25 protein-coding genes are annotated in these 25,175 nt (G+C 47.3%); 15 read left to right on the plus strand and 10 right to left on the minus strand.

Annotated features, from left to right (window positions below; translation table 11 throughout):
• Window positions 1–53: 53 nt before the first annotated feature.
• From ctaD to VGD82_RS07230, 5 genes are all read right to left on the minus strand, one after another.
• The gene (gene ctaD, locus VGD82_RS07210; RefSeq protein ID WP_331019754.1) at window positions 54–1,646 is read right to left on the minus strand and encodes a cytochrome c oxidase subunit I; all 1,593 of its coding nucleotides are present in this window, start codon (window positions 1,644–1,646) and stop codon (window positions 54–56) included.
• A 21-nt stretch (window positions 1,647–1,667) separates the two neighbouring features.
• A complete protein-coding gene (gene coxB / locus VGD82_RS07215; protein WP_331019755.1) occupies window positions 1,668–2,882 on the minus strand; it encodes a cytochrome c oxidase subunit II in 1,215 nt (404 codons plus the stop codon).
• A 23-nt stretch (window positions 2,883–2,905) separates the two neighbouring features.
• Entirely contained in the window at window positions 2,906–3,370 is a 465-nt protein-coding gene (locus VGD82_RS07220; protein WP_331019756.1) for a DUF2244 domain-containing protein, read from the minus strand.
• 269 nt (window positions 3,371–3,639) lie between these two features.
• Window positions 3,640–3,780 carry a cbb3-type cytochrome oxidase assembly protein CcoS gene (gene ccoS, locus VGD82_RS07225; protein WP_135276176.1) on the minus strand — a complete coding sequence of 47 codons (141 nt, stop codon included), beginning with the start codon at window positions 3,778–3,780 and terminating at the stop codon, window positions 3,640–3,642.
• Between the two features lie 2 nt (window positions 3,781–3,782).
• Complete coding sequence (locus VGD82_RS07230) at window positions 3,783–6,149, minus strand: cation-translocating P-type ATPase (RefSeq protein ID WP_331019757.1); 2,367 nt, start codon at window positions 6,147–6,149, stop codon at window positions 3,783–3,785.
• Window positions 6,150–6,309: 160 nt separating this feature from the next.
• Here VGD82_RS07230 and clpB point away from each other — a divergent pair, with 160 nt between their 5' ends.
• From clpB to VGD82_RS07255, 5 genes are all read left to right on the plus strand, one after another.
• Window positions 6,310–8,901, plus strand: coding sequence for an ATP-dependent chaperone ClpB (clpB, locus tag VGD82_RS07235; protein WP_331019758.1), 2,592 nt, complete (start codon window positions 6,310–6,312; stop codon window positions 8,899–8,901).
• Window positions 8,902–8,963: 62 nt separating this feature from the next.
• Window positions 8,964–9,875 (plus strand): lytic transglycosylase domain-containing protein, encoded by a 912-nt coding sequence (locus tag VGD82_RS07240; protein WP_331019759.1) that lies wholly within the window; start codon window positions 8,964–8,966, stop codon window positions 9,873–9,875.
• Window positions 9,876–9,877: 2 nt separating this feature from the next.
• Window positions 9,878–10,438 (plus strand): hypothetical protein, encoded by a 561-nt coding sequence (locus VGD82_RS07245; protein WP_331019760.1) that lies wholly within the window; start codon window positions 9,878–9,880, stop codon window positions 10,436–10,438.
• A gap of 66 nt (window positions 10,439–10,504) precedes the next feature.
• The gene (locus tag VGD82_RS07250; RefSeq protein ID WP_331019761.1) at window positions 10,505–10,924 is read left to right on the plus strand and encodes a secondary thiamine-phosphate synthase enzyme YjbQ; all 420 of its coding nucleotides are present in this window, start codon (window positions 10,505–10,507) and stop codon (window positions 10,922–10,924) included.
• A 208-nt stretch (window positions 10,925–11,132) separates the two neighbouring features.
• Window positions 11,133–11,414 (plus strand): hypothetical protein, encoded by a 282-nt coding sequence (locus VGD82_RS07255; RefSeq protein WP_331019762.1) that lies wholly within the window; start codon window positions 11,133–11,135, stop codon window positions 11,412–11,414.
• A gap of 209 nt (window positions 11,415–11,623) precedes the next feature.
• Here the strand turns inward: VGD82_RS07255 and VGD82_RS07260 are convergent, their stop codons facing one another.
• Together VGD82_RS07260 and gpmI are read right to left on the minus strand one after the other, a co-directional pair.
• Window positions 11,624–12,883 carry a murein hydrolase activator EnvC family protein gene (locus tag VGD82_RS07260; protein WP_414684473.1) on the minus strand — a complete coding sequence of 420 codons (1,260 nt, stop codon included), beginning with the start codon at window positions 12,881–12,883 and terminating at the stop codon, window positions 11,624–11,626.
• A 19-nt stretch (window positions 12,884–12,902) separates the two neighbouring features.
• Complete coding sequence (gene gpmI / locus VGD82_RS07265) at window positions 12,903–14,459, minus strand: 2,3-bisphosphoglycerate-independent phosphoglycerate mutase (protein WP_331019764.1); 1,557 nt, start codon at window positions 14,457–14,459, stop codon at window positions 12,903–12,905.
• A 153-nt stretch (window positions 14,460–14,612) separates the two neighbouring features.
• On the opposite strand from gpmI, the gene VGD82_RS07270 reads away from it, so the two are divergent.
• The 5 genes from VGD82_RS07270 to VGD82_RS07290 all read left to right on the plus strand — a co-directional run bounded on the left by VGD82_RS07270 (window position 14,613) and on the right by VGD82_RS07290 (window position 17,391).
• The gene (locus tag VGD82_RS07270; RefSeq protein WP_331019765.1) at window positions 14,613–15,026 is read left to right on the plus strand and encodes a rhodanese-like domain-containing protein; all 414 of its coding nucleotides are present in this window, start codon (window positions 14,613–14,615) and stop codon (window positions 15,024–15,026) included.
• Between the two features lie 4 nt (window positions 15,027–15,030).
• Window positions 15,031–15,288 (plus strand): glutaredoxin 3, encoded by a 258-nt coding sequence (gene grxC, locus VGD82_RS07275; RefSeq protein ID WP_331019766.1) that lies wholly within the window; start codon window positions 15,031–15,033, stop codon window positions 15,286–15,288.
• Window positions 15,289–15,461: 173 nt separating this feature from the next.
• Window positions 15,462–15,941 carry a protein-export chaperone SecB gene (secB, locus tag VGD82_RS07280; RefSeq protein ID WP_015831514.1) on the plus strand — a complete coding sequence of 160 codons (480 nt, stop codon included), beginning with the start codon at window positions 15,462–15,464 and terminating at the stop codon, window positions 15,939–15,941.
• 5 nt (window positions 15,942–15,946) lie between these two features.
• Window positions 15,947–16,399: an SH3 domain-containing protein gene (locus tag VGD82_RS07285; protein WP_331019767.1), complete on the plus strand. Its 453-nt coding sequence runs from the start codon at window positions 15,947–15,949 to the stop codon at window positions 16,397–16,399.
• The gene (locus VGD82_RS07290) at window positions 16,399–17,391 is read left to right on the plus strand and encodes an NAD(P)H-dependent glycerol-3-phosphate dehydrogenase (protein WP_331019768.1); all 993 of its coding nucleotides are present in this window, start codon (window positions 16,399–16,401) and stop codon (window positions 17,389–17,391) included. Before VGD82_RS07285 ends, VGD82_RS07290 begins: the two co-directional genes overlap by 1 nt.
• 115 nt (window positions 17,392–17,506) lie before the next feature.
• On the opposite strand, the gene trmL is transcribed toward VGD82_RS07290, so the two are convergent.
• The gene (gene trmL, locus VGD82_RS07295) at window positions 17,507–17,971 is read right to left on the minus strand and encodes a tRNA (uridine(34)/cytosine(34)/5-carboxymethylaminomethyluridine(34)-2'-O)-methyltransferase TrmL (protein WP_331019769.1); all 465 of its coding nucleotides are present in this window, start codon (window positions 17,969–17,971) and stop codon (window positions 17,507–17,509) included.
• A gap of 72 nt (window positions 17,972–18,043) precedes the next feature.
• Window positions 18,044–18,646, minus strand: a complete 603-nt coding sequence (locus VGD82_RS07300; protein WP_331019770.1) for a ComF family protein — start codon at window positions 18,644–18,646, stop codon at window positions 18,044–18,046.
• 199 nt (window positions 18,647–18,845) lie between these two features.
• On the opposite strand from VGD82_RS07300, the gene bioB reads away from it, so the two are divergent.
• The 5 genes from bioB to bioD are packed head-to-tail and all read left to right on the plus strand — an operon-like array spanning window position 18,846 to window position 23,470.
• Window positions 18,846–19,907, plus strand: a complete 1,062-nt coding sequence (gene bioB / locus VGD82_RS07305) for a biotin synthase BioB (RefSeq protein ID WP_331019771.1) — start codon at window positions 18,846–18,848, stop codon at window positions 19,905–19,907.
• 6 nt (window positions 19,908–19,913) lie between these two features.
• The gene (bioF, locus tag VGD82_RS07310) at window positions 19,914–21,077 is read left to right on the plus strand and encodes an 8-amino-7-oxononanoate synthase (RefSeq protein WP_331019772.1); all 1,164 of its coding nucleotides are present in this window, start codon (window positions 19,914–19,916) and stop codon (window positions 21,075–21,077) included.
• Window positions 21,074–21,886: a pimeloyl-ACP methyl ester esterase BioH gene (bioH, locus tag VGD82_RS07315; protein WP_331019773.1), complete on the plus strand. Its 813-nt coding sequence runs from the start codon at window positions 21,074–21,076 to the stop codon at window positions 21,884–21,886. The genes bioF and bioH overlap by 4 nt, the downstream gene beginning before the upstream one ends.
• A gap of 5 nt (window positions 21,887–21,891) precedes the next feature.
• Complete coding sequence (gene bioC, locus VGD82_RS07320) at window positions 21,892–22,788, plus strand: malonyl-ACP O-methyltransferase BioC (protein WP_331019774.1); 897 nt, start codon at window positions 21,892–21,894, stop codon at window positions 22,786–22,788.
• A gap of 31 nt (window positions 22,789–22,819) precedes the next feature.
• Window positions 22,820–23,470 (plus strand): dethiobiotin synthase, encoded by a 651-nt coding sequence (bioD, locus tag VGD82_RS07325; RefSeq protein ID WP_331019775.1) that lies wholly within the window; start codon window positions 22,820–22,822, stop codon window positions 23,468–23,470.
• 65 nt (window positions 23,471–23,535) lie between these two features.
• Here the strand turns inward: bioD and VGD82_RS07330 are convergent, their stop codons facing one another.
• Window positions 23,536–25,113, minus strand: a complete 1,578-nt coding sequence (locus tag VGD82_RS07330) for a M48 family metalloprotease (protein ID WP_331019776.1) — start codon at window positions 25,111–25,113, stop codon at window positions 23,536–23,538.
• Window positions 25,114–25,175: the final 62 nt, after the last annotated feature.

Here is a 25,175-nt window from a genome sequence, read left to right on the forward strand (position 1 = left end):
TCACTTCTGGAAGTTTCTTGATTTTTCATATCAATTAAGTAGCTGCCTTTATCCTATTTAATAGTCGGTTGCTCGGTAAAGCTATGGTAAGGCGGAGGCGATGACAAGGTCCACTCCAATCCCTCTGCACCTTCCCATACTTGGTCCGTTGCTTTTTTGCCACCTTTGACGGTGCTGATAATGTTATAAACAAAAATCAGTTGGGATAAGCCGAGTACAAAAGCCGATATGGATGAAATCATATTGAATTCTGCAAACTGTAATGCATAATCTGGAATGCGGCGTGGCATGCCGGCTAGGCCCAAGAAGAATTGCGGAATGAAAGTAAGGTTAAACGAAATGGCAGTGAGCCAGAAGTGTAGTTGCCCCAGTTTTTCGTTGTACATGTGCCCAGTCATTTTTGGCAGCCAGTAGTAAACCCCAGCCATAATGCCCATGATGCCGCCAGCAAATAGCGTGTAGTGGAAGTGTGCTACAACAAAATAGCTGTTGTGATATTGCGCATCAGCTGCCACGTCAGCGAGTACTAAGCCTGTTAGGCCGCCGATACCGAATAGGATAATCCAGCCTACCGTAAATAGCATAGGCGTTTCAAAGCTCATCGAGCCGCGCCACATGGTTTTAATCCAACAGAAGAACAACACTGCTAGCGGTAGTGAAATAGCCATAGTGCTGTACATAAAGTAAAGCAGTGCAGGTACTGGCATGCCGGCGGTAAAGAAGTGGTGCGCCCATACAATTACTGACATCGCACCAATCGCCCATAATGAATATACCTGTGCTTTATAGCCATACATCGGTTTACGTGAGAACGTTTGTAAGATTTGTGGAATGAAGCCCCATACCGGTAACAGCAAAATATAAACCTCTGGGTGACCAAAGAACCAGAATAAGTGTTGGAACATAATCGGGTCGCCGCCACCCGCTGCGTCAAAAAAGTGTGTACCAAAATGACGGTCAGTAAGCAGCATGGTAACAGCGCCTGCAAGTACCGGAATTGTTGCAATTAACAAGAACGCTGTAATCAACCAGCCCCATGCAAACATCGGCATTTTCATCAGTGTCATGCCTGGTGCGCGCATGTTAAATAAAGTGACGATAATGTTGATAGAGCCTAATACAGAAGAAATACCTAGCAAGTGCACCGCAAAAATTGCGAAGTCCACGCCAATGCCACCTTGTATCGAGAGTGGTGGGTAGAATGTCCAGCCGGTTGCCAGTGCGCCATCTCCAATGCCGAATAGTGCTAGGGTAAATGGCAGTGTGAGTAGAATGGCTGACGGTGGCAACAACCAAAAGCCCCAGTTGTTCAAACGTGGCAGCGCCATATCTGGCGCGCCAATTTGCAATGGCAGCATCCAGTTGGCAAAGCCAGTGGCTGCAGGCATGAGCGCTGCAAAAATCATAATCAGTGCATGCACGCCGATCAGCTGGTTAAAGAAATCAGGCTTAATTAGTTGTAAGCCTGGTTGAAATAACTCGGCACGAATGCCTAGTATCATTGAGCCACCCACCAAAAACATAATCAGTGAGAAGGTCAGGTACATGGTACCGATATCTTTATGATTGGTGGTGGTTAGCCAGCGCATGATCCCCGTCGGGTGGTCAGTGTGCTCATCATGATGTGCGACTGTAGTAGTGCTCATAACTCTCTCCTGTACCTGTGTTTATTGACGTGCGGCTTTAACCTGCGCGGGTTGAAGAACATCACCCACACTGTTGCCTAGCGCGTTGCGCTCATAAGTGATGACAGCAGCAATTTCAGTGTCAGTTAATAATGCTTTCCATGCCGGCATCACACGTATCCCATTGAGTACTCGATCTAAATGACTGTCTGGCAGGTATTTGCCACTGGCATCAAAGATTGGTGAAGTTGCAATTTTGCTACCGGTGAGTGCCGGGAAGGCAGGCGGTAAGCCAGCGCCAGATACTTGGTGACAGACTGCACAGTTTTTATCATAGACGGCTTTTCCTTGAGCGATTAACTCGTCTTTACTCCATTCTTTATCGGCGCCTGCAGCTTGTGCGCTGATTTCTTTCTGCTTGAGATCTACCCAAGCTGCGTACTCTGCTTTAGGCAGCGCATCAACCACTACCGGCATGTAGCCGTGGCCTTTGCCGCACAGCTCTTTACATTGGCCGCGATAAGTACCCGCTTTATCAACCTGCACCCAAGTTTCACGGATAAAACCAGGAACGGCAACGCGTGAAGAGCCAAATTGCGGCACCCACCAGTTGTGCAGTACATCGGTTGATGTCATCAGTATGCGTACCTTGGCGCCAACCGGTAGCACCAGTCGGTTATCTACATCTAGCAGGTATGGGCTCTTAGGATCGTCAACGGGAGGTACTGTGCCGTTTACTTGGTCTTGAGGGGTAGATAGGGTGCTGGTGAACTTAATACCTTTGGCTTCTACTAGGCCGTTTTGGTTCCCTTTGTCGGTATTGCCTATATATTCATATTGCCAACGCCATTGGGAGCCCGTGATTTTAATCATCATGTCGGACTCGTTCTTCGTGTCCTCCATCATCACCACGCTATGGTAGGCCGGAATGCCCATGATGACAAAGTCGATGACGAGCAAAATAACAAACGGAATCAGTGTCCAGAAAATTTCTGTCGCGGTGGACGGTGCTTTGTCTACCACTGCTTGATGACCAACACTCTTGCGGTGTTTGATCAGTGAGTAAATCATGATGGCGAGTACTACAACAAAAATCACGGCAACAATCAGCATGAATTTGTTATGTACATGTAACGTATCAAGTGCCATCGGGGTGACTGGCTCAGGAAAGTTCCAGCGAATCTCAGCAAGCACGTGCGGTGCTGTGAGTAACAAAAGTAAACCGAAACCAATCTTTTTCATAGCCTGCTTCAACATACCTTCTCCCAAAACAAAAACCATTAAACGATTTTTAAATCTTGCTTCAGTTGCTTGGCGATGACTTCTCGCTCTTCTTTGTTGATGTAACGACTGCCAAATTCGACTTCCTTGCCGTGTGAGCCAATGAAAATCGCGGTTGTACCGTCCAGGGAGTCGTGTAATGTCACCCTGATCCAGTAGCGCTGAAAAGTGAATTTCTCAAAACTTTTATAACTGTATTTCTCTATTACCACATCATCATTAACGATTTTGATGCTTTCAAAGTCACCGTAATGTAGGTAAGCATTGATAAGCACGTATGCCAGTACGATGATTTCCATTCCGGCAAAGGGCAGCACTAGCCAAGCACCTGCTAACGTAAACCCAACGGTAATTGTCATGGTGATGGTGAAAACACCAACAAACAACCAGACAAATCCTGTTGGGGATAGCGAGTTATTGGGCTTTGCAATCAATATGTTGCCATCTGAGCCAGAAACCGTCATGCATCATCCAAGTTTCACGTTTAAATTGATGATTTGCTAACACAATTTCATATGCGTCAATTTGACGCATGTCAGAAACTAGCATAAAAAAAATAATTACTCAAGAGAATTTGTTACAGATTTGAAACAAATAGAAATATTTTTGAAAGGATTTTTTAGCGTGTTTTTACTTGGAAAAACACGTACTTTGAGGCTGGGTTTATGTGTGCAGTTCGTTGCTAATAAGTCAGAATGTATAGAACCGTTGTGACTTTCGAACAAAAAATATTTTAGTCGTCATCTTCTAAAATACGTTTGCCTTCGTCTTCGATATCTTCAAATTGACCACGGTAAATTGCCCACCATAACCCACCAAGGACGACAAGGGCCATGATGACTGAGAGTGGAATAAGTACAAATAATATGTCCATGACTAGCTCCTTGATTGATCGCTATGCGTGTCGGTTTCTGATGATGAAAATTTAGTTAGGCGCAGTGCATTAGCCACCACAATCAGTGAGCTAACGGCCATGCCCAGACCCGCCAGCCATGCGGATAGTATGCCAAAAAAAGCGAGTGGGATACTGATTAAATTATAGACTATCGCCCAGGCGATATTTTCCTTAATAATTTTCATGGTTTGTTTAGCATGGCGAATCAGGTGCGGAATCTGACTGATGTCGCCATTTAAAAATACGTAATCTGCATGCGCCAATGTGAGCGGCACACCTTTGCCCATCGCGATAGATACATGGGCACTTGCTAAAATAGGTCCGTCATTCAGGCCGTCGCCCACCATCAATACTTTCTTGCCTTCACCTTTGAGCGCTTGCAGGCGTAAAAGTTTGTCCTCCGGGCTACAGGCAGATTGAAATTGGGTAATGCCTACCTGGGTTGCGGTATTTTCTACCGCGTTGGAGCGGTCACCAGACAGTAGTTCGATGGCGAGTTTAGCTTCTTTTAACGAGGCGATGGCAAGCGCTGCATTGTGTTTAATGGCTTCTTGTAAAGTAAAGGTCGCCAGCCAGCCTTGCTTGTTTGCTAAGTACACTTGTTGTGTATGGTTGTTGGTTTCCGTAATGCCGCAGAAAATTGCGGAGCCAAGTTTTAGTTCGTTGCCGGCAGCGCTGTGTTCAAGTGCATCGGCTGTACTGGTTTTAATCGTGGCACTAATACCGGCGCCTGATGTTTCTTCAATATCAGTTAACTCAACGTAATTTACCCCGGCTTGTGGCGCGGATAAGCCACTTGCTTTGTGGGCATTTGCCAGTGCGCGCGAAATAGGATGCATAGAGTGCTGTGCAACTGCCGCGGCTAGCGTTAACGCTGCTGATTCAGTTAGTCCCGCTTTGGTTGCGATGGCTTTAATTTGAATATGGTCTTCTGTCAGCGTGCCGGTTTTATCAAAAATTATTGTATCGATGTCTGCAATGTTTTCAATCGCCTGAATGCGCTTAATTAAAATGCCGCGCTTCACAAAAGCGCTAGCGCTGGCGAGCATGGCTGCTGGCGTGGCTAATGAGAGCGCACATGGGCAGGTGACAATCAGAACGGCGGCGGCTGTCATTAAAGCGCGTCCGTGGTCTATATTCCATAGTAATGCGGCAGCACCGGCAGCGCTTAACATCACAAAAATCAGGAAGGGGCGGGCAACACGGTCTGCTAGCTTTGATAGGCGCGGTTTCTCAACCGCGGCATTGTTGATGAGGTTAACAATTTGACCGTATTTTGTAGATTCGCCTATGGTATTGAGCGTGATGCATACAGGCTGACGCAGGTTGTAGCTACCGGCAATTACCTCATCATGCAGGTTTTTCTGGATAGGGGTAGATTCGCCTGTGAGCAGCGATTCGTCGACACTGGTATTGCCGCTGATGATTTTTCCGTCAGCCGGAAACGCCTCACCAATCTGTACGCGGACAATGTCGCCTACTTTCAGTTTGGTATTCAGCACCCGTGTAAAGGTGCCGTCTGGGTTCTGCCGTTCTGTGTTTTCAGGAATGCGGCTGGCGAGATTATCTAGCGCGCCCAGTGTTTTGCGGTGCAGTTTTACTTCAACCAGACGTGCTGAAAGTAAGAAGAATACAAACATGGTGAGTGAGTCAAAATACACGGTATTGCCCCACCAGCCGCTAGGGTCAAACGTGGCGGCTGAACTCACGATAAAGGTGATAATAATACCTAGCGCTACAGGTAAATCCATGCTGATTTGCTGTTGCTTCAAATCACGCAAGGCGTTGCTAAAGAATGCGCTGCTGGAGAATAGCAGTACCGGTAAGCTCAGTAACCACGATGCCCAGTTGAGTAAATGCAATATGTCGCTGGAAATTTCGCCCGGTGTTGTAAAGTAGGTGGGGCTGGCGTACATCATGACCTGCATCATGCAGAAGCCAGACACCATCCAGCGCCAAAACGCTGCTCTTTGTTTTTGCAGTGAGGCTAGATCATCTTCATGTTGGGTGGCGGGGAACGCGCTGTAACCTAAATCATGAATGGCGGTGAGTATTTTGGAGGGCAGAGTTGCGCTGGGTGACCACACTACCACCGCGCGTTTTTTGGACATGCTCACGCGCGCACTGACAATGCCCGGTGTTGATTTCAAGCCTTGTTCAATAATGCCGGAGCAAGCGGCGCAACGTAACCCATCCAGTAGTAAGTCCGATTGCACTAATTGCTGTGTGGATTGTATGTCTTGATTTAGCACCGGCTTGCTAAACGCTTGCCATTGGTCTTCGGTATCTAAAATCGTCCAAGCTGCGTTGGATGGTGTGTCTACAGCACTGAAAGTATTGGTAAGCAAAAATCCACTCCATGCAATGGCGTAGTCAATAAGACGGTGAATCCCATTGCCTTTTAAATAAGGAATTAATACTTTGTATTATATATTGAAAAGTGAATATTCAGCCCCACGTTAGCTGCAGAAAAGCATTTAAACCTTAGAGTGATAATAGGAGAAATCTGTGCGCTTTGATAAATTAACGACTAAATTCCAACAGGCGATTAGTGATGCGCAAAGCTTGGCTTTGGGCGCTGATAATACCGCCATTGAATCACAACATTTACTACAGGCGTTGCTACAGCAGGAAGATGGCGGCACCGCGTCGCTATTAGCGCGCGCTGGAGTGCAACTTAATCAGCTGAAAACAGGCTTGAATGCCGCTATAGCTAATTTGCCTAAATCAGCTGATACCAGTGGCGAGGTGGCCATCTCACGTGATTTAAATAATCTGCTGAATGTGACAGATAAGCTTTCGCAAAAGCGCGGCGATGCTTATATCGCCAGCGAGATGTTTTTATTAGCGCTGGCTGATGATAAGGGTGAAACAGCGAAATTACTCAAACAAAATGGCTTAACTAAGGCCGCACTAGAAGCGGCGGTGCAAGCTGTACGCGGTAATGAAAATGTAGATAGCCAAGAAGCCGAAGGTCAGCGTGAGTCACTGAAGAAATATACGATAGATTTAACTGAGCGTGCGCGCCTTGGCAAGCTAGACCCAGTGATTGGCCGCGATGATGAAATTCGCCGTGCTATTCAAGTATTGCAGCGCCGCACCAAAAACAACCCGGTACTGATTGGTGAGCCTGGTGTGGGTAAAACTGCGATTGTAGAAGGCTTGGCGCAGCGCATTGTTAATGGTGAAGTGCCAGAGTCGTTAAAAGGCAAAAAAGTATTGTCATTGGATATGGCTGCCTTGCTCGCAGGTGCAAAATACCGTGGTGAGTTTGAAGAACGTTTGAAATCCGTGCTGAAAGAATTAGCGCAGGATGAAGGCCAAACCATTGTGTTTATTGATGAAATTCACACCATGGTGGGCGCTGGCAAAGCAGAAGGTGCGATGGATGCTGGCAATATGCTGAAGCCCGCTTTGGCGCGTGGTGAGTTGCACTGCGTGGGTGCGACCACTTTAGATGAGTACCGCAAATATATTGAAAAAGACGCGGCACTGGAGCGCCGTTTCCAGAAGGTATTGGTGGATGAGCCTAGTGTTGAGGCGACTATTGCCATATTGCGCGGCTTGCAAGAAAAGTATGAGCTGCATCATGGCGTGGAAATTACCGACCCTGCCATTGTTGCCGCGGCTGAATTAAGCCATCGCTATATTACAGACCGCTTTTTGCCTGATAAGGCAATTGATTTGATTGATGAAGCGGCAAGCCGCATTAAGATGGAAATCGACTCCAAGCCTGAGGTGATGGATAAACTAGAGCGCCGTTTGATTCAGCTCAAAATTGAGCGCGAGGCGGTGCGTCGTGAAAAAGACGAAGGCAGTAAAAAACGCTTTGAGTTGATTGAAGAGGAAATTGGCAAGCTAGAGAAGGAGTATGCTGATTTAGAAGAAATCTGGAAGGCAGAAAAAGCACAGGTGCAGGGCTCTGCTCACATTAAAGAAGCGATTGAAAAAGTAAGATTTGAAATAGAAGAAGCCACACGTAAGGGCGACTGGCAGAAAGTTTCTGAGTTGCAGTATGGCAAATTGCCGCAGCTGGAAACGCAACTCAAGCAGGCCTCAACTGCTGAAGTGAGTGTAGATTTAACCAAACACAAAATGCTGCGCACTGAAGTGGGTGCTGATGAAATTGCCGAGGTGGTGAGTCGCGCCACAGGTATTCCTGTAAGTAAAATGATGACCGGCGAGCGTGAAAAATTGCTGACCATGGAAGCAAAATTGCATGAGCGTGTAGTGGGTCAGGATGAGGCGGTGCGCTTGGTTTCTGACGCGATTCGCCGTTCCCGTTCTGGTTTAGGTGATCCGAGCCGACCTTATGGCAGCTTCTTGTTTTTAGGCCCTACCGGAGTGGGTAAAACTGAGTTATGTAAATCATTGGCTAACTTCTTGTTTGACAGTGAAGACCATTTGATTCGAATCGACATGAGCGAATTTATGGAGAAACACTCAGTTGCGCGCATGATAGGTGCGCCCCCTGGTTATGTGGGTTATGAAGAGGGCGGTACCTTAACCGAGGCGGTGCGCCGTAAACCTTACAGCGTGATATTGCTAGACGAGGTGGAGAAAGCCCATCCAGATGTATTTAATGTGTTGCTACAAGTGTTGGATGATGGTCGCTTGACCGATGGCCAAGGGCGCACGGTGGATTTTAAAAATACCGTGATTATCATGACTTCTAACCTTGGCAGCCAAATGATACAAAGCATGAGCGACCAAGACTACCAATTGGTGAAACTGGCGGTAATGGGAGAGGTGAAAACCCACTTCCGGCCTGAGTTTGTGAACCGGATTGACGAAGTAGTGGTGTTCCATGCGCTAGGTGAAGAGAACATTAAATCTATTGCGGCGATTCAGTTGCAATACCTTGCAAAACGCTTGGCAGCCATGGATATGCAGCTAGAACTGACGGATGCAGCGATTGCTGAAATTGCAAATGCAGGGTTTGATCCTGTATACGGTGCTCGACCTTTAAAACGCGCAATACAGAGTGAAATAGAGAACCCGTTGGCACGTGAAATTTTGGCAGGGAATTTTATTGCCAAAGACATTGTCAAAATCGACGTGAAGGCTGGGAAGCTGGTGTTTTCAAAAGCGACTACCTAGCCTGTAATAATGGAGTGCCTTCGTAAAGGAGTGGGTTAATCAATACTGCGTTGATCAAAAAGTTGAGCATAGCCACACTGACGATGTTGTTTGCGGTGGTGGGCGTGTCGCACGCGGAACCTAGCCGGCATGAGCAAGAAGCCTTTAATCACGATGCTTTTAATCTTGAGCCGGAGGTGATTAAAGGTTTGCTCCTGCAAGCTGCAAATGCAGAGCACGATGCAAAAGGCTTGGACAGCGACTGGCAGGCCGCACGGCTGTATTGTCAGGCCTCGCGCTTAGGCAGTGCCGAGGCACAGTTCAGGCTAGGCATGCTGTATGCGGCCGGCAAGGGTGTGCCTGCTAACCGTGACTTGGCTGCTGCTATGTTTGCAACTGCATCGTTGCAGGGGCATTCGGAGTCGCAGCGCATGTTGGAAACGGTAGAACTGGGCGCAGTTGATTTGCCACCGTGCGTTACCGCGGAGGTTGACCCAGAGAAAGCAGTGGCTAGTGCTGATGGCATAGACCAGTATGTCGCTGGTTTGCCTGACAACAAGCGCTGGATTCTGCATTTGGTCGATACGATTTCCGCTTGGTATAAGGTCGATGCTAAGTTGGTATTGTCTATTATTTCGGTTGAATCCGGTTTTGCGCAGTCTGCACAGTCTAACAAGCAGGCGCAGGGTTTGATGCAATTGATTCCTGATACAGCGGAGCGGTTCAACGTAAAAAATGCATTTAACGCCAGCCAAAATATTAAGGGCGGCGTAGCTTATTTACGTTGGCTGCTCGCTTACTTCAAAGGTGATGTTGCCCTAGCTGTGGCAGCCTACAATGCAGGTGAGGGTGCCGTGAATAAATATAACGGTATCCCGCCTTTTCCGGAAACGCGCCAGTATGTTAAAAAAGTGCAGGCACGTTATCCCATCAAAAATCATGTGTTTGATGGTGCGATTGTCGAGCCATCACCGATTTTCAAACGGAGGGGTTGATTGTGATAGAGGTTAGTAATCGTGCTTATTTGGCATTAATCATTACATTGTTATTGGCTACCGGCTGCGCAACGAGTGGTCAGGGTGTGGCTAATCCTGCCATCGACAGAATCTCGGCTGAAGAATTGGAGAAAATAATGCCGCAAGCGCATCCGGTGTTGAGCTTGGATGATATTGTTGCTCTATCTAAACAAGGGCTGGGTCACGAGCAGATTATTCAAAAAATTAAAGACACAGACTCCGCTTACGATCTAACGCCTAGCCAAAGCGTGGATTTAAGCAAGCGCGGCGTGGATGGCAGAGTATTGGATTATATTCATACCAGCCGCGAACTGGCGTTAAGAAACAAGCTAGCGGAAGAAATTAACAAACGCGAACAGGCCAAGCGAATTGAAGTGGATAAACTGAAACAGCAAGTGATTAACAGCCAGCGTTTTAATGACCCGTTTTGCCGCTACCCTCGCTTTGGTATGAGTCCTTATGCGTTTGGTGCCTATGGCTCACGCTTCAGGCCAGGCTTTGGTATGGGCGCAGGCTACCTGTCGCCTTGGGGCTGCTGGTAGGTTTGCATTGAGTTTTTGTTGCTAGGTTATATACTCTGCGTATTAAGAATGAGTTTGGAGTCATCAATGCAGCAAAAAACATCGCAGATTAGCGTAAACACAAAGGGGCGCAAGCTTTACGATATTACACCGCAGGTGACAGCGTGGGCTGAGTCTAGCGGTTTAAGTACTGGATTGCTAACAGTGTATATCCAGCATACGTCTGCTAGTTTGTTGATTAATGAAAACTATGATCATGATGTGCTGGTGGATATGGAGGCGTTTTTTAATCGATTAGTGCCTGATGGTGATCCGCTATTTATTCATACGGTAGAAGGGCCGGACGATATGCCGGCGCATGTACGCTCTGCACTGACACAAACGCATTTATCTATCCCTTTACTGGAAGGTAAGCTTGCATTAGGGCAGTGGCAAGGTATTTTTCTGTATGAACATCGTCACGTTGCGAGTCATCGCCGCGTTATTTTTCATCTGATTGGTAATTAACTAGCAGTGGGCGCTAGCTCGCAGCAAGTAGTTGTGCCCAAGTTAATGGAAATGGTTTTGGCCTTGTGCGTATTAAGGTTGCAGAGAATCTTGAATCCGTTAGAATAGCCGTTGGCTTCAAGAAACAACTTAACTGATTGTCTGTAAAACATTGAATATAGAACAATGAGTTAAGTTGTTTAATTTATTTAAAATACAAGGGGAATATATGTCTATGTTATTGCGCTCATTATTGGCTGTGGGTATGACAAGTTTGTTGTTGGTAGGCTGCGGCGAAAAAGAAGAGGCTGCACCAGTAGAAGCTGTTGCACCAGTTGCGGCTCCAGCACCTGCACCAGCAGCGCCTGTTTCAGGTGGCTATGAGCCATCTGCAGAAGAGCGTATTCCTGGTATTACTTTAGACCCAGCTCAAATTGCAGCTGAAACAGAAGCAGCTGCAGCTGCGGCTGCGGGTGAAGTAGCAAACTTTGCAGATTCAGAAGCACAGTAATTGCTATCGCTGAACAGTATTTGAAATAACACAGCATTCGAGATAACTTAGTACAAGGCAATAGCGTCTATTGAGTGATGAGTTATCAGGCTGTTGATTAAATAAAAAAGCACGCAAATTTGCGTGCTTTTTTATTGGGGTATTGGCAGCCTAAAGGCAGGTAACGGCTAAGTGTTGTGGCTTAAATATAGCGGCTTCATTATGGCCGCCTAGTTCACGCTGCTCCATGTCATTGGGTCAAAAGGTCGGCTTTGGTTTCTTAGTTCGTAATACAGCCCATTCGATTCATTGCCGCCAGTGTTACCCACTGAGGCAATCGTATCGCCGCTTTTTACCATCTCGCCTGCTTGTTTTAAGACAGATTGGTTGTTGCCGTACAGACTCATGTAGCCATCGCCATGGTCAATAATAATCAGGTTGCCAAAGCCACGCAGCCAATCGGCAAAAACTACGCGGCCTGTGGCAACGGCTTTTACTTCCGCACCTTCGCTGGCTTTGATGAACAAGCCCTTCCATGATACGCCGCTGTCTTGTCTGGCTGATCCAAAGCGATTGCTCACTGTGCCACGTACCGGTAGGCGTAACTTGCCTTTTAGGGCAGAGAAGTTAGCGCCGGCGAAATTGTCGCTAGGTAAGTTGTCATTGTTAAGGGCAATATTGCTGCTAGGTGTATTTTTAATAGCAGGGGATGCCTGCTTGGTTGATGCTGGCTTGCTGACCGGTTTGTTTTTAGGAATGATTTTAGCTAGCCTGCTTACGAGCTGAGACAGTCGCTTTTCGTCGCGACTTAATTTTTTAATCTGCCCACGCTGCTCAGCAATCTGCTGTGAAAGCGAATTCACAACTTTAGATTTTTCTTTCTTTTGCGCCTCTAGAATGCGCTTTTCATTCAACTGTTTTTGTTTCAGGTCTGTGATTTCCTGAAGTTTAGATGCAGTTAACTCGTTAAGCCTTTTAATCTTATTCAAGTTGTTCTGCATCTTGTTGATTAGGTCTGCACGCGCTTTTGCCACGTAGGAGAAGTAATGCAGGTCACGTGCAACTTCATTAGGGTGTTCGCTTTGCAGAATCATCTGCACATAGCTTTGCTGCCCGTGTATATATTGCTGGTAAAGCTGGCCGCTTAGCAGTTTTTGCTCTTGGCTCAGTGCTTGGTTGGTAGATTTTGATTCAGCATCCAGTTTGGCTAATTCTTTTTTGTTATCAACCTGTTGTTTGCTGATTTCATGCAGCTTTTTATCAGCGCCGCTAATGGCCACTTCACTTTCCTTAAGTGCGTCTGCGGCGTCTTTGTGTTCTTCCTGTGCCTGATCCAGCTCCTTTTTTAGCGCCTCTAGCTGCTGCTGCAGTTCGTTTAGTGCCTGTTTTGGCTGTTCGGACTTTTTCTCTGCATAACACCATGATGCGTTAAATAGCAACGAGAGCATCAATGTCCATATTGATGTTGTTTGAATAATACGTTGGCGCATCATGGTATAGGGCGTGGGTTTAAGCGTTAAACTGAACTAAGTTTTTACCTGTCATCTCAGCTGGCTGGTTGAGACCCATTAAGCTTAAGATAGTAGGGGCTAGGTCTGATAGTGCACCATTCTGATTTAACTTCCCGTCTCTACCAATGTAAATGAGCGGTACCAAGTTGGTGGTGTGCTGTGTATGTGGCTGGTGGTTGCCTGCGTCATACATTTGCTCTGCATTACCGTGGTCTGCGGTAATCAGTACTTCACCGCCTATACTTTGCATTGCGTTCACTACACGGCCGATACAGGTGTCCAGCGCCTCCACTGCAGCAATTGCTGCCTTGAGGTTGCCTGAGTGGCCAACCATGTCGCAATTGGCATAGTTGCAAATAATTGCATCGTATTGTCGATTCAGAATCACTTCTTCCAGTTTTTCCGTGACCTCAAAAGCGCTCATTTCTGGCTGTAAGTCGTAAGTTTCAACCTTTGGCGAGGGCACAAGAATTCTGTCTTCACCGGCAAATACAGTTTCTTCACCGCCGTTAAAGAAGAATGTTACGTGAGGATACTTCTCGGTTTCAGCAATTCTCAGTTGTGTCAGTCCTTGTGCGGATAAATATTCGCCTAGCGTGTTTCTGACTTCCTGTGGAGGGAAAATTACCGTCGCCTTAGTTTCTTTTTTATCGTACATAGTGAGCGTGAAGAAGCCTGCCAGTTTTGGCGTGCGACCACGATGGAACCCATCAAACTCGTCCGCCAGTAATGCGTGTGTGAGCTGGCGTGCGCGGTCAGAGCGGAAGTTCATAAATACGGCTAAATCACCGTCTTCCATGCGTACTGCTGCTTCATGTGGTTGGTGGATAGCGGTGGTTTTTACAAACTCATCGTTTTCTCCGCGTGCGTATGCATCCTGCAGGCCTGCGGCTGCAGTTTCTGCGGTAAATTCGCCAACGCCTTCGGTAAATAATTTGTATGCGGCCTCAACACGCGGCCAGCGTTTATCACGGTCCATACCGTAAAAACGGCCGCTGATAGATGCAATTTTACCTATGCCTATGGCTTTGCATTGTTGCTCTAATGCCTCAATGTATGGCGCGGCGCTGACTGGAGGCGTATCGCGGCCGTCCAGAAAAGCGTGTATGTACACCTTACTTACGCCGTGTAACGCAGCCATTTTAATCATGGCATGAATATGGTCTTGATGGCTATGTACGCCACCGTCTGATAGTAGCCCAAAAATATGCAGAGCCTTATCAGCGTTTTTGATGTTAATTAGTGCTTGCGTAAGCTCAGTGTGCTGAAAGAACTCTCCGGTGGCGATGCTGTTATTAATACGCTCAAAGTCTTGAAATACCACACGTCCGGCACCAATATTAAGATGACCCACTTCCGAGTTGCCCATTTGGCCGTCAGGTAAACCTACATAGTGTTCTGATGCGTTAATCAGGGTATGTGGGAAATTGTTCCAAAGTGCATCTAAGTTAGGCTTGTTTGCTTGGGCAATGGCGTTATCGGTGATTTCTTCACGATAGCCGAAGCCATCCAAAATGAGCAGGCATACTGGAGTGATATTTTTATTAGGGGTCATATTGCGCCTCAATCTTTTGCATAAATAGTGATATCAATATGCACATTTTAGCGCATTTGCACGTAAAATCTGATTATAAATGCGTAAGTGTCGGTGCTCAGGTGCGGTAAGCCAAGCTTACGATTAAATGCAAAAAATTTTGAAAGGTAAGTTGTGGAGTTTATAAAAGATAATGTCTTATTGATTGGCCTGGCTTTAGGCTCCGGCATCATGTTGCTATTACCTGATTTTGGTAAAAAAGCGGGTGGTGTGCCTAACGTAAATGCAACTGAGGCCGTGGCATTGATTAATCGTAACCATGCCTTAGTAATTGATGTGCGCGATGATGTAGAATTTGCAAGCGGCCATATTGTGGATGCGAAACATATCCCACTGGATAAGTTGGCTGATCGCCTCAAAGAGCTGGCTAAATACAAAGATAAACCGCTGTTAGTGAATTGCCAGCGCGGCGCGCGCTCAGCAAAGGCCTGCGATATCTTGCGTAAAGCTGAGTTCAAGCAAGTGCACAATTTGCAAGGTGGGATCAATGCGTGGCTTGAGGCTAAACTCCCAGTGGTGAAAGCGTAATCGTATGGCAAATATCCTAATGTACACCTCTGCAGTTTGCCCTTATTGCATCAACGCTGAGCGTTTGTTGGTAAGTAAGGGTGTAACTGAGATAAATAAGGTACGTATCGACCTGCAGCCTGAGCGTCGTGAGGAAATGATGCAGAAAACAGGGCGTCGTACTGTGCCGCAAATCTATATTGATGATCGCCATATTGGCGGTTTTGATGATTTGCGCGCGTTAGACCTAGCAGGCGGGCTCGATCCATTGTTGGCGGCATAGCTGCTACTTTAGCGGCAGTGTGGTTTTGCTGTGCATTTATAGCCGAGCGCAAAATTTATATAGCCTCAGGCGCAATATTTAAAGTCTGCTAGAATGCCAGCTTAAGTTTTAACCAGCTGTAAATTATTTTAATCACGTTTATCAATTTTAATTAATATTTTAAGTAGAAAATTATGGCACAAGAAGACAACAACGTAGCACAAGAACAAGCGCAACAACCAGGCTTCAGCATTGAAAAAATTTACGTGAAAGACGTTTCATTAGAAATTCCTCATGCACCACAAATTTTTACTGACCGTACCCAGCCACAAGTAAGCATTGAGTTAAGCAACTTAGCGCAGCAAATTGAAGAAAGCGTGTTTGAAGTTGCAATCAAAGTAACTGTGACCTCTAAAATTGCAGAAAAGACCGTGTTCTTAGTTGAAGTAACACAAGCTGGTATTTTCCAAGTGCGTAACGTACCAGCAGAAAGCATGGAAATGATTGTTGGCATTACTTGCCCTAACATTCTGTTCCCATACCTACGTGAGAGCGTGTCTGATTTAATCGTACGTGCTGGTTTCCAACCTGTATTGTTGAATCCAATCAACTTTGAAGCTTTGTTTGCACAACAAAAGCAACAAGAAGCTGAGCAAGCAGGTTCTGTGCAATAAGTGTAATGCTTCAATTTCCGAAAGTTGCTTTAATTTTCATGCTGATGTGGGTGCCGATCACGGCATCCGCATTGGATTTTAGGTCGGTTTCCGTGCCTAAAGCCATCTTGTACGATGCGCCTTCAAATTCATCCAAAAAAGTGTTGCTGCTAAGCCAGTTCTACCCGGTAGAGGTGGTAGTGAACCTTGGCGATTGGCTAAAGGTGCGCGATGCACAGGGCAGCATGAATTGGGTTGAAGCTAAGCAGTTGTCGACCAAGCGCTCGGTGATGGTGACTAAAAGCCTGACAGAAATGAGAGTGCGGCCTGAGGCTACTGCCGACTTGGTGGCAACGTTAGAAAAAGATGTAGTGTTAGAACTGATGGATGTTAAAGCGAATAACGGCTGGTTAAAAGTAAAGCATAGAGACGGCGTTATGGGGTATGTTTTAGTGTCATCTACTTGGGGTTTTGATTAATGGCAAAAATAGCAGTATTGGGTGCCGGGGCGTGGGGAACTGCGCTGGCGATGAACATCAGTCAGCGTCATCAGGTTGCTCTGTGGGCACGTAATGCTGGTCATGTGTCCGGTATGCGTAAAGCACGTGCCAACCCTTTGTATTTGGGCGACTTCAGATTTAATGACCAGTTGCAGGTTGAAGATAACTTGCAAACTGCGCTAGATGGCGCTGATTTGATTTTATCTGTAGTGCCTACTGCCGGCTTTAGAAATATTCTCAAAGATATTAAGCAATTAGGCTGTACGTTGCCGATTATTTGGGCACACAAAGGCTTGGAGCCGCAAACGGCTAAACTGCCGTATGAGGTCGCGTTAGAGGAGCTGGGCAACGCCCAAAAATGGGGTGCACTCTCTGGGCCTAGCTTTGCTGCGGAGTTGGTGCGTGGCTTGCCAACCGCGGTAACGCTGGCTGCCAATGATGAGGCATTTGCTAACGAAGCTGCGCTGTTGATTCATGGTGCAAATCTGCGCGTGTACCATACTACCGATGTAGTTGGTGTTTCAGTTGGTGGCGCGGTGAAAAATGTAATGGCAATTGCCGCTGGTATCTCAGATGGTATGGGCTTTGGCAATAATGCACGTGCCGCCATGATTACGCGCGGTTTGGCAGAAATGACACGGTTTGGCTTGGCACTGGGTGCCAAAGTGGAAACTTTTATGGGGCTGGCAGGTGCGGGTGATTTGATATTGACCTGTACTGGGCAATACTCTAGAAACCGCGAAGTAGGCTTGCAACTTGCCAGTGGCAAAAGCCTGACTGATATTTTGCAAGGCCTGGGGCACGTGGCAGAGGGTGTGAATACAGCGCGCGAGGTAATGCGCCGCGCTGAAACACTGGGTGTTGATATGCCAATCACTTATGAAGTTAATCAGGCGTTGTCGCATGGTAAAAGTGCGCAAGATGCCGTGATGGATCTTCTAGGGCGCGATCAAAGACCTGAGGGTGTGTAAGGGGCTGCTGCCAGATTGTGCATAAGGCGCACAATCTGTAGTCGTTCCATATTTAGCTGTGCAGCATTTGCAATGTTGATAGCGTAGTTTTCGTCTAGTTATTAAGTTTGCTCGCTCAACTTCCACCTTCAAATCCGATTTGCCTCCACGCTTCATAAAGCAATATTGCCGCAGAGTTTGATAAATTCAGGCTGCGGCTGTTTGGCAGCATCGGTAAGCGCACCCGATGCTCAGGCGTAAACTCATTGCGTACTTCTTCTGATAGGCCGCGAGTTTCTGGGCCAAACACAAATGCGTCACCTGCTTTAAACTTAATATGGCTATGTGTGGTGCTGCCTTTAGTGGTGATTGCAAACAAGCGGTGTCCTGCCAATGCTGCTTTGCAGTCTTCCCAATTTTCATGCACTTTTAAGTTTGCGTACTCGTGATAGTCCAAGCCAGCGCGTTTAAGTTGCTTATCTTCCAGACTAAAGCCTAGCGGCTTGACTAGGTGTAACTGCGCGCCAGTGTTGGCGCATAAGCGGATGATATTGCCTGTGTTTGGAGGAATCTCAGGTTCAAATAAAACAATGTGGAACATAAGTTTGTTAATCTCTCTAAATGTGCAAGCTGCCAAGCATATCGTGTAGGATCGCATCCATGATGACGGAGTCTACTTGGGTAGGGTTCTTGCTATCACCCAGCATTCTACACGTGCTGCACCTGCCTGTTTTAATGTTTTGGCGAGTTCATCTAAACTGGCGCCAGTCGTCATCACATCGTCGATCACGGCAATGTTCAAATTATGCAAGGGGCGTTGGCAGTGAAATGCCCCGCGTATATTTTTGATGCGGTCTTTAAGTTTTAGGCTGGCTTGTGGCGGCGTGTATTTAACGCGCTGGCAGGCAGTGTAATCTAGCGGAATAGTGAATGCGTTACTTAAACGCTTGGCGATTTCCAGTGCCTGGTTAAAGCCACGTTCGCTTAAGCGTTTTTCATGCATAGGCATGGGGATAATCAGGTCAGTCGTGTGCTTTTTTGTGTTTTGTATGTGCTGATAATCTAACCAGAGCGCAGCGAAAGTCCGCGCTAAATTTAAGCTGGCATTGTATTTGTAGTGCTGTAATAAGCCATCTAACGGGTAGTCGTAAGTAAAGGCGGCTGTGGTGGCGTCAAAATGAGGCTGGTTGCTTAGGCAGGCGCCGCATAAACCACCGTTGCTGAGAAGTGCACACTGAGGGCATTGTGCTGCACGGTGCCAAGGTAAATCTGCCATGCACGGCGCGCATAGGCCGAAATCGCCGCCGTAGTGACTGGCGCAGAGTATGCAAGTCTGCTGCATATGGATTGCTTGCTTAAATTTTAATCTATTGTTCAAAATTTGCAGTCAGATTTATTGACAATGTATAATCGCACTCAAATTCTATCTCAATTTCACATCATCACCGATTTTGTGAATATACAAGGAACAAACCATGCTTGGACTATCACCAGATTCAGAGACAACAACTCCCTGCGCAACCGCATCTAATGAGGCAATTATTAATACCGATAGCCTAAAAGCGGGCTTAAATAAATCATGCGGTACGCACGAGGAAAATACAGTGAACCGCTGGAGCGTTGCAGAGATTGTTGAGCTGTTTGAATTGCCATTCAGTGATTTGATGCATCGTGCGCAAAATGTGCATCGCGAAAACTTTGACCCGAACGCGGTGCAAGTGAGCACTTTACTCTCGATTAAAACTGGCGGCTGCTCTGAAGATTGCGGTTACTGCCCACAGGCTGCACGCTACCATACCGATGTGGAAAGTGAGCCATTAATGGCTTTGGATGACGTGCTGGCTGCTGCGCAAGAAGCAAAAGATAACGGTGCGAGTCGTTTCTGTATGGGTGCTGCATGGCGCGGCCCAAAACAGCGCGATTTAGAGCCTGTGCTTAAAATGATTGCAGAAGTTAAAGCCATGGGCTTAGAAACTTGCGCAACTTTGGGCATGTTAAAAGAAGGCCAGGCCGAGCAGTTGAAAGATGCGGGTTTAGATTATTACAACCACAATTTAGACACTGCACCAGAGTTCTATGGCGAAGTGATTACTACACGTACTTACCAAGACCGTTTGGAAACACTAGACCGCGTGCGCAGTGTAGATATCAATGTATGTAGCGGTGGCATTATCGGCATGGGTGAATCACGTAATCAACGTGCGGGCTTGTTGGCACAATTAGCTAATATGGAGCGCCCGCCAGAAAGCGTGCCGATTAACCTATTAACTCAAGTAGAAGGCACACCGTTACACGGTACGGATGAGCTAGACCCATTGGAGTTTGTACGTACCATTGCCGCGGCACGTATTACCATGCCAAACAGTTTTGTGCGCTTATCGGCTGGCCGTCAAAGTATGCATGAAGGTATTCAAGCTTTATGCTTCCTCGCAGGTGCTAACAGTATTTTCTATGGTGAAAAATTACTGACTACCGATAACCCGGAGGCGGAAACAGATAAACAGTTATTTGCCAAGCTTGGCATTAACAAGATTTAATTACGCATGTTAGCTTCTTTACAACGTGAACTTGACCAGCGTAAAGCTGATGGCTTATTACGCCAGCGTCGTTTGTTGGATTCGCCGCAAGCTGAGCATATTGTGGCGAACCAGCAGCCGTATTTATCTTTTTGCAGCAACGATTACTTAGGGCTGGCCAATCATCCTGAGCTGATTGTCACGATGCAAAAGGCGGCGGGAGATTCTGGTGTAGGTAGTGGGGCTTCCGGTTTAATCACCGGGCACCACCGTTACCATGATGACTTAGAAAAGCAGCTTGCAGCATTCGTTGAGTTACCAGCCGCGCTGCTGTTTTCTACCGGCTATATGGCAAATATTGGGGTGCTAGGCGCACTGACCGGCCGCGGTGATGCGATATTTGCGGATAAATTAAATCATGCCTGCTTGAACGATGGCGGTTATTTCTCGCACGCGGAGTTTCAGCGCTACCCACATAATGATGTAGCCGCACTAGAAAAACTATTGCAGGCAAGTACGGCCAAGCATAAATTGATTGCTGCGGATGCAGTGTTCAGCATGGATGGTGATATTGCGCCTATCCCTGAGTATCTGGCGCTGTGTGAAAAGTATGATGCTTATCTGTACTTGGATGACGCGCATGGCTTTGGTGTGTTGGGTGAGCATGGCAAAGGTTCGCTGAGCCACTTTAAGATTAAATCACCGCGCATTATCATGATGGCAACTTTAGGTAAGGCGGCTGGAGTGGCGGGTGCTTTTGTGGCTGGTGAGCAAGTGGTGATTGATTACTTGATTCAAAAGGCAAAAAGCTATGTGTACTCTACGCCTGCGCCGCCAGCTTTATCTGCCACGCTTTCTGCATCGGTTAAGCTGATTGAGCAGGGTGACCACCTGCGCGCGAATCTGCAACAATTAATCCAGTATCTGAAAGCGAATCTCGGGCTCAATAAATGGCACTTACTTGATTCTGACACTACCATCCAGCCCTTAGTCGTAGGTGATAACTTGGAGGCGCTGGCGTTAAGTGAGTATTTGCAAACCTGCGGTATTTTGGTGCCGGCGATACGCCCACCAACCGTGCCTGTCGGTACGGCAAGGCTACGCATATCATTATCAGCAGCGCATACGCTGGATGATATGAAAAAACTGATTGCTGCTATTCATCAGGCAGAAAGAGAGCTGAGTGCATGATCGCTAATCATCTCCACGTTGAAATCATCGGGACTGGCCCTAACCTAGTGCTGCTTCACGGATGGGGGATGAATGGCGCGGTCTGGCAGCCGCTTGTCAAAAAGCTAAGCAAGCTGTTTACGCTACATATTATCGATTTGCCAGGCATGGGCTTAAGTCGTCCGATAGAGCCGTTTCATTTACCTGCAATTGCAGAAAAGGTAGCAGAAGTGCTGCCTGCTCATGCTGATGTGGTGGGCTGGTCTTTAGGCGCACAAGTCGCTATGCGTATCGCTTTGGATTATCCTGATTTGGTACGTCGATTGGTATTAGTTGGGGCAACACCTTGTTTTGTAAATAAGAGCTTTGATCAGGAAAGCGTGGAGTATAAATCCACCTGGGATATTGGCATTGAGCCTGAAATATTTGGCAACTTTGCTGACAGCGTGAATGAAGATTATCACAAGACCATGACGCAGTTTTTAACCTTGCAGTGCATGGGCGCTGATGATGCCAGAAGTACAGTTAAATTGCTGCGTAATAAATTCGCCGAGCGCCCAGCACCAACCTCGCAAACTTTATATCGCGCGCTGAATATCTTGTTAGAAACCGATTTGCGTGCGGAAATCGAACATTTAAGAAAACCCACATTGCTAGTACATGGTGACCGCGATACCTTGGCGCCGGTGCAGGCAGCGCATTGGATGATGAAAACACTGCCCGTTGCTTATCTGCGGGTGATGGCGGGCGCGTCACATGCCCCATTTTTATCGCATCAGGAACAGTTTATTGATGCCATTGTTCAATTTTTAGAACCTCAAGTGCAGTAACCACAATGACAGACGATATTTATCGCATAGATAAAGCGCGTGCACGTGCCTCTTTTGGTCGCGCAGCAGACACTTACGATGCCGCCGCTATCTTGCAAAAGCAAGTGCGCGAAGAAATGCTAAACCGCCTGAATTTAGTTAAGTTAAGCCCGCAAACCATATTGGACGCAGGCTGCGGTACGGGCTTGGGTAGCCATGCACTACAAAAGAAATATAGTGCAGCACAAGTTGTATCACTGGATTTTGCTTACCCTATGTTGCAAAAGACACGTAAAACCTACCCGAACGTTGGTTTGGTACATGTGCTGAAGTCTTTGGTTGGCTTGGTGAGGCAAAACTTGGTTTGTGCCGATATCGAGGCTTTGCCGCTTGCAAATGCTAGTGTAGGCATGGTGTGGTCTAACCTCGCCATACAGTGGTGCAATGATTTAGATGCGGCCTTGCAGGAGTTTCACCGCGTATTGCAGCCAGAGGGCCTGCTCACGTTTAGCACATTTGGACCAGATACTTTGCGCGAGCTTAGGGTGGCCACTAATAGTGCCAGTGGCTACACTAGTATTAGCCGTTTTATTGATATGCATGATATTGGCGATGCCTTGGTGCGCGCAGGCTTTAGTGCGCCGGTGTTGGATGTGGAGCGATTTACGCTGACTTATGATGATGTGAAGAGTGTGATGCGTGACCTGAAAAGTATAGGCGCGCACAATGCTACAGATGGCCGCGCCAGAGGCTTGCTCGGCAGAGGTTTCTTCAGCAAGCTAGAGTCCGCTTACGAGCAATTTAGACAAGACGGAAAATTGCCTGCAACCTTTGAAGTGGTTTACGGCCACGCGTGGCGCGCCAAAGACAAAACCGTATTGCCAGATGGTGCAGCGCCTATCCATTTTTCACCCAGAAAATAACCTATCGTTGTTGAACACTATTAGCTAAAGCATGCAGTCCTCTTATTTCATTACCGGCACCGATACCAACGTAGGTAAAACCTATATTGCCAGTGCTTTGGTTAAGCATTTTGTGCGTGCAGGCTACCAAGCAGTCGGCATGAAGCCGATTGCATCCGGCTGTAATCTAACGCCAGATGGCGAGCTGCTAAATGACGATGTGCTTGCACTAAGGGCAGCGAGTAACGTGAGTGCGCCGCTAGACTTGATTAACCCTTACCGCTTTGCGCCAGCGATTGCGCCGCATATCGCAGCTGAGCAAACTGGGCAGGATATAGACTGCACGCAGATTATGCAGGCATATCAGCACTTAGCCACATTGGCTGACATCGTGGTGGTGGAGGGCGCGGGTGGCTTTTTAGTGCCATTGAATGCTCAGCACACCATTGCCGATTTGGCCGTGATGTTAAATATTCCGATTATTTTGGTCGTAGGCATGCGTTTGGGCTGCATTAATCATGCCTTGCTCACGGTTGAAGCTATTCAGGCGCGCGGGCTTACCCTGACCGGTTGGGTCGCCAACCAAGTTGACTCAGAGATGCCGGTGTTTGCAGAAAATCTTGTTACTTTGCAGCAGCGCATTGCCGCGCCATGTTTGGGAGTGGTTGGTTGGCAGCAGGAAGCCAGCTTTAGCTTTAGTTAGCCACGCGACCATGTCAGCCACTAGCCGCATGTGATTGCGGCTTAAGGTAGGCTCTGACTACACCCTTACTGCGCGATTTCCGCAGTTTCTACTACTACCTTGTACAGATTAGCCTCTTGAGGCGTTGCAACATGCTCACCCACTGCCACTTGGCTGCGTTTGCCCGGGGCCACACCGCCACTTATCAATAGAGGCTGGCTTTGTGCGATAGCGCGGCCAGCGGCGTTATATTTGATGACGCGGACTTGTACACTGCGCAGCGATACTGCTGTGTCATTTTGCACTACTGCAAACAAATTGCCGTAATTATCGTGCTGTATGCCAGATTTAATATACTTGGCCGGGTTGCGTGGTAGGTCTATGCGCACCGCTCTGGCGATAGCGTCTTTGCCGATATCTGAGTTAGAGCTTGCCGCTACTTGATAGTGCTGCAAAGCAACGTCGGTCTGGCCACGGTCTTCTGCAATTTGACCCAAGAGCGCATGACCAGGTGCTGTTGGCAGTAGCTCATTAGCACGTTTTAAATATGGCTCGGCTTCCGCCTTTTTACCCATATTGAATAATGCAATACCACTTTGAATGTGCGGTTTAAAGTAATCTGGCTGCATTTTAATGGCTTTTGCGTACAGTTTTAATGCATCTTGCGGCTTTTTCTCGGTCAGTGCAATGTCGCCTAACAGCTCTTGAAAGCGTGCTTCACGCGGCTCCCCTGCAATGGCTTGATTAACCAAGGTTTTGGCTTTGTCGATATTTTTCTCGCTGAGGGCTTTCACAGCATCATCGTAGGCTTTGTAGGCACTTTGGGTGGCCCTTAATTTGGCAGTTTTTTGCTTATAAATCTCTTTGCCCCAATCGCCCCCAGCCCCAATCTGTGCCAGCGTTGCTTTATTGGCATCTACACGCGCTTCTGACGGTGGATGGCTGGCAAACAGGCCATCAATAAAGCTGCTCTTTCTGTCTGCACTTAGTCTCACAAAAGTTTCCTGTAGCGTGACGGCGGCAGCTGGGTCGTAACCTGCTCTTTTCATGTATTGCATGCCGTATAAGTCCGACTCGCTTTCTGCGTCGCGGCCATACTTGCTATTCACCAGCTGCGCACCAGCCTGTGCACCGCCCACAATCAGGTTTGCATAGTCTGTATTTTGGGCGCCGATACCTACGGCAATCATTGCGCCTTGCAGAAAAATACCGCGCTCCATGCCTTGTGCGCCATGGCGTGCAGCTGCATGTACCAGTTCATGGCCCATAACAGCGGCTAACTCTGCCTCGCTGTTAAGCTCATAGAGCAGGCCGCGGTTAAATGCGATTTTTCCGCCTGGCATGGCCCAGGCGTTGGGAACAGAGTCATTGAGCAGGTTAAATTCATAGGGGAGCTTGCGGTCAGAAACGGCGGCTAATTTATTGCCTACACTTTGTATGTATGCGGTTAGTTCAGGGTCTAGTACATAATCTCCGCCTTGTGATTGGCGGGTAGGTGAATAGTTCTGGGTGCCGATAGAGATTTCCTGCGCTTCGGATACAAACTGGAATTCACGCTTTTTGGTCACAGGGTTCACGCCGCAGGCACTGACCATGAGCGTTAGCGACAACACAAAGGCTAAATTAAATCTAGTGTAAAAAGGCTTAGGTAAATATAATTTCATCGTGTGGGCTCGTCTGTAGGGTACAGGACAAAAATTAAAGCATGCGCTTGTTTGCAGTGCGT

The organism is Methylotenera sp. (genome assembly GCF_036401095.1).
Taxonomy (GTDB): domain Bacteria; phylum Pseudomonadota; class Gammaproteobacteria; order Burkholderiales; family Methylophilaceae; genus Methylotenera.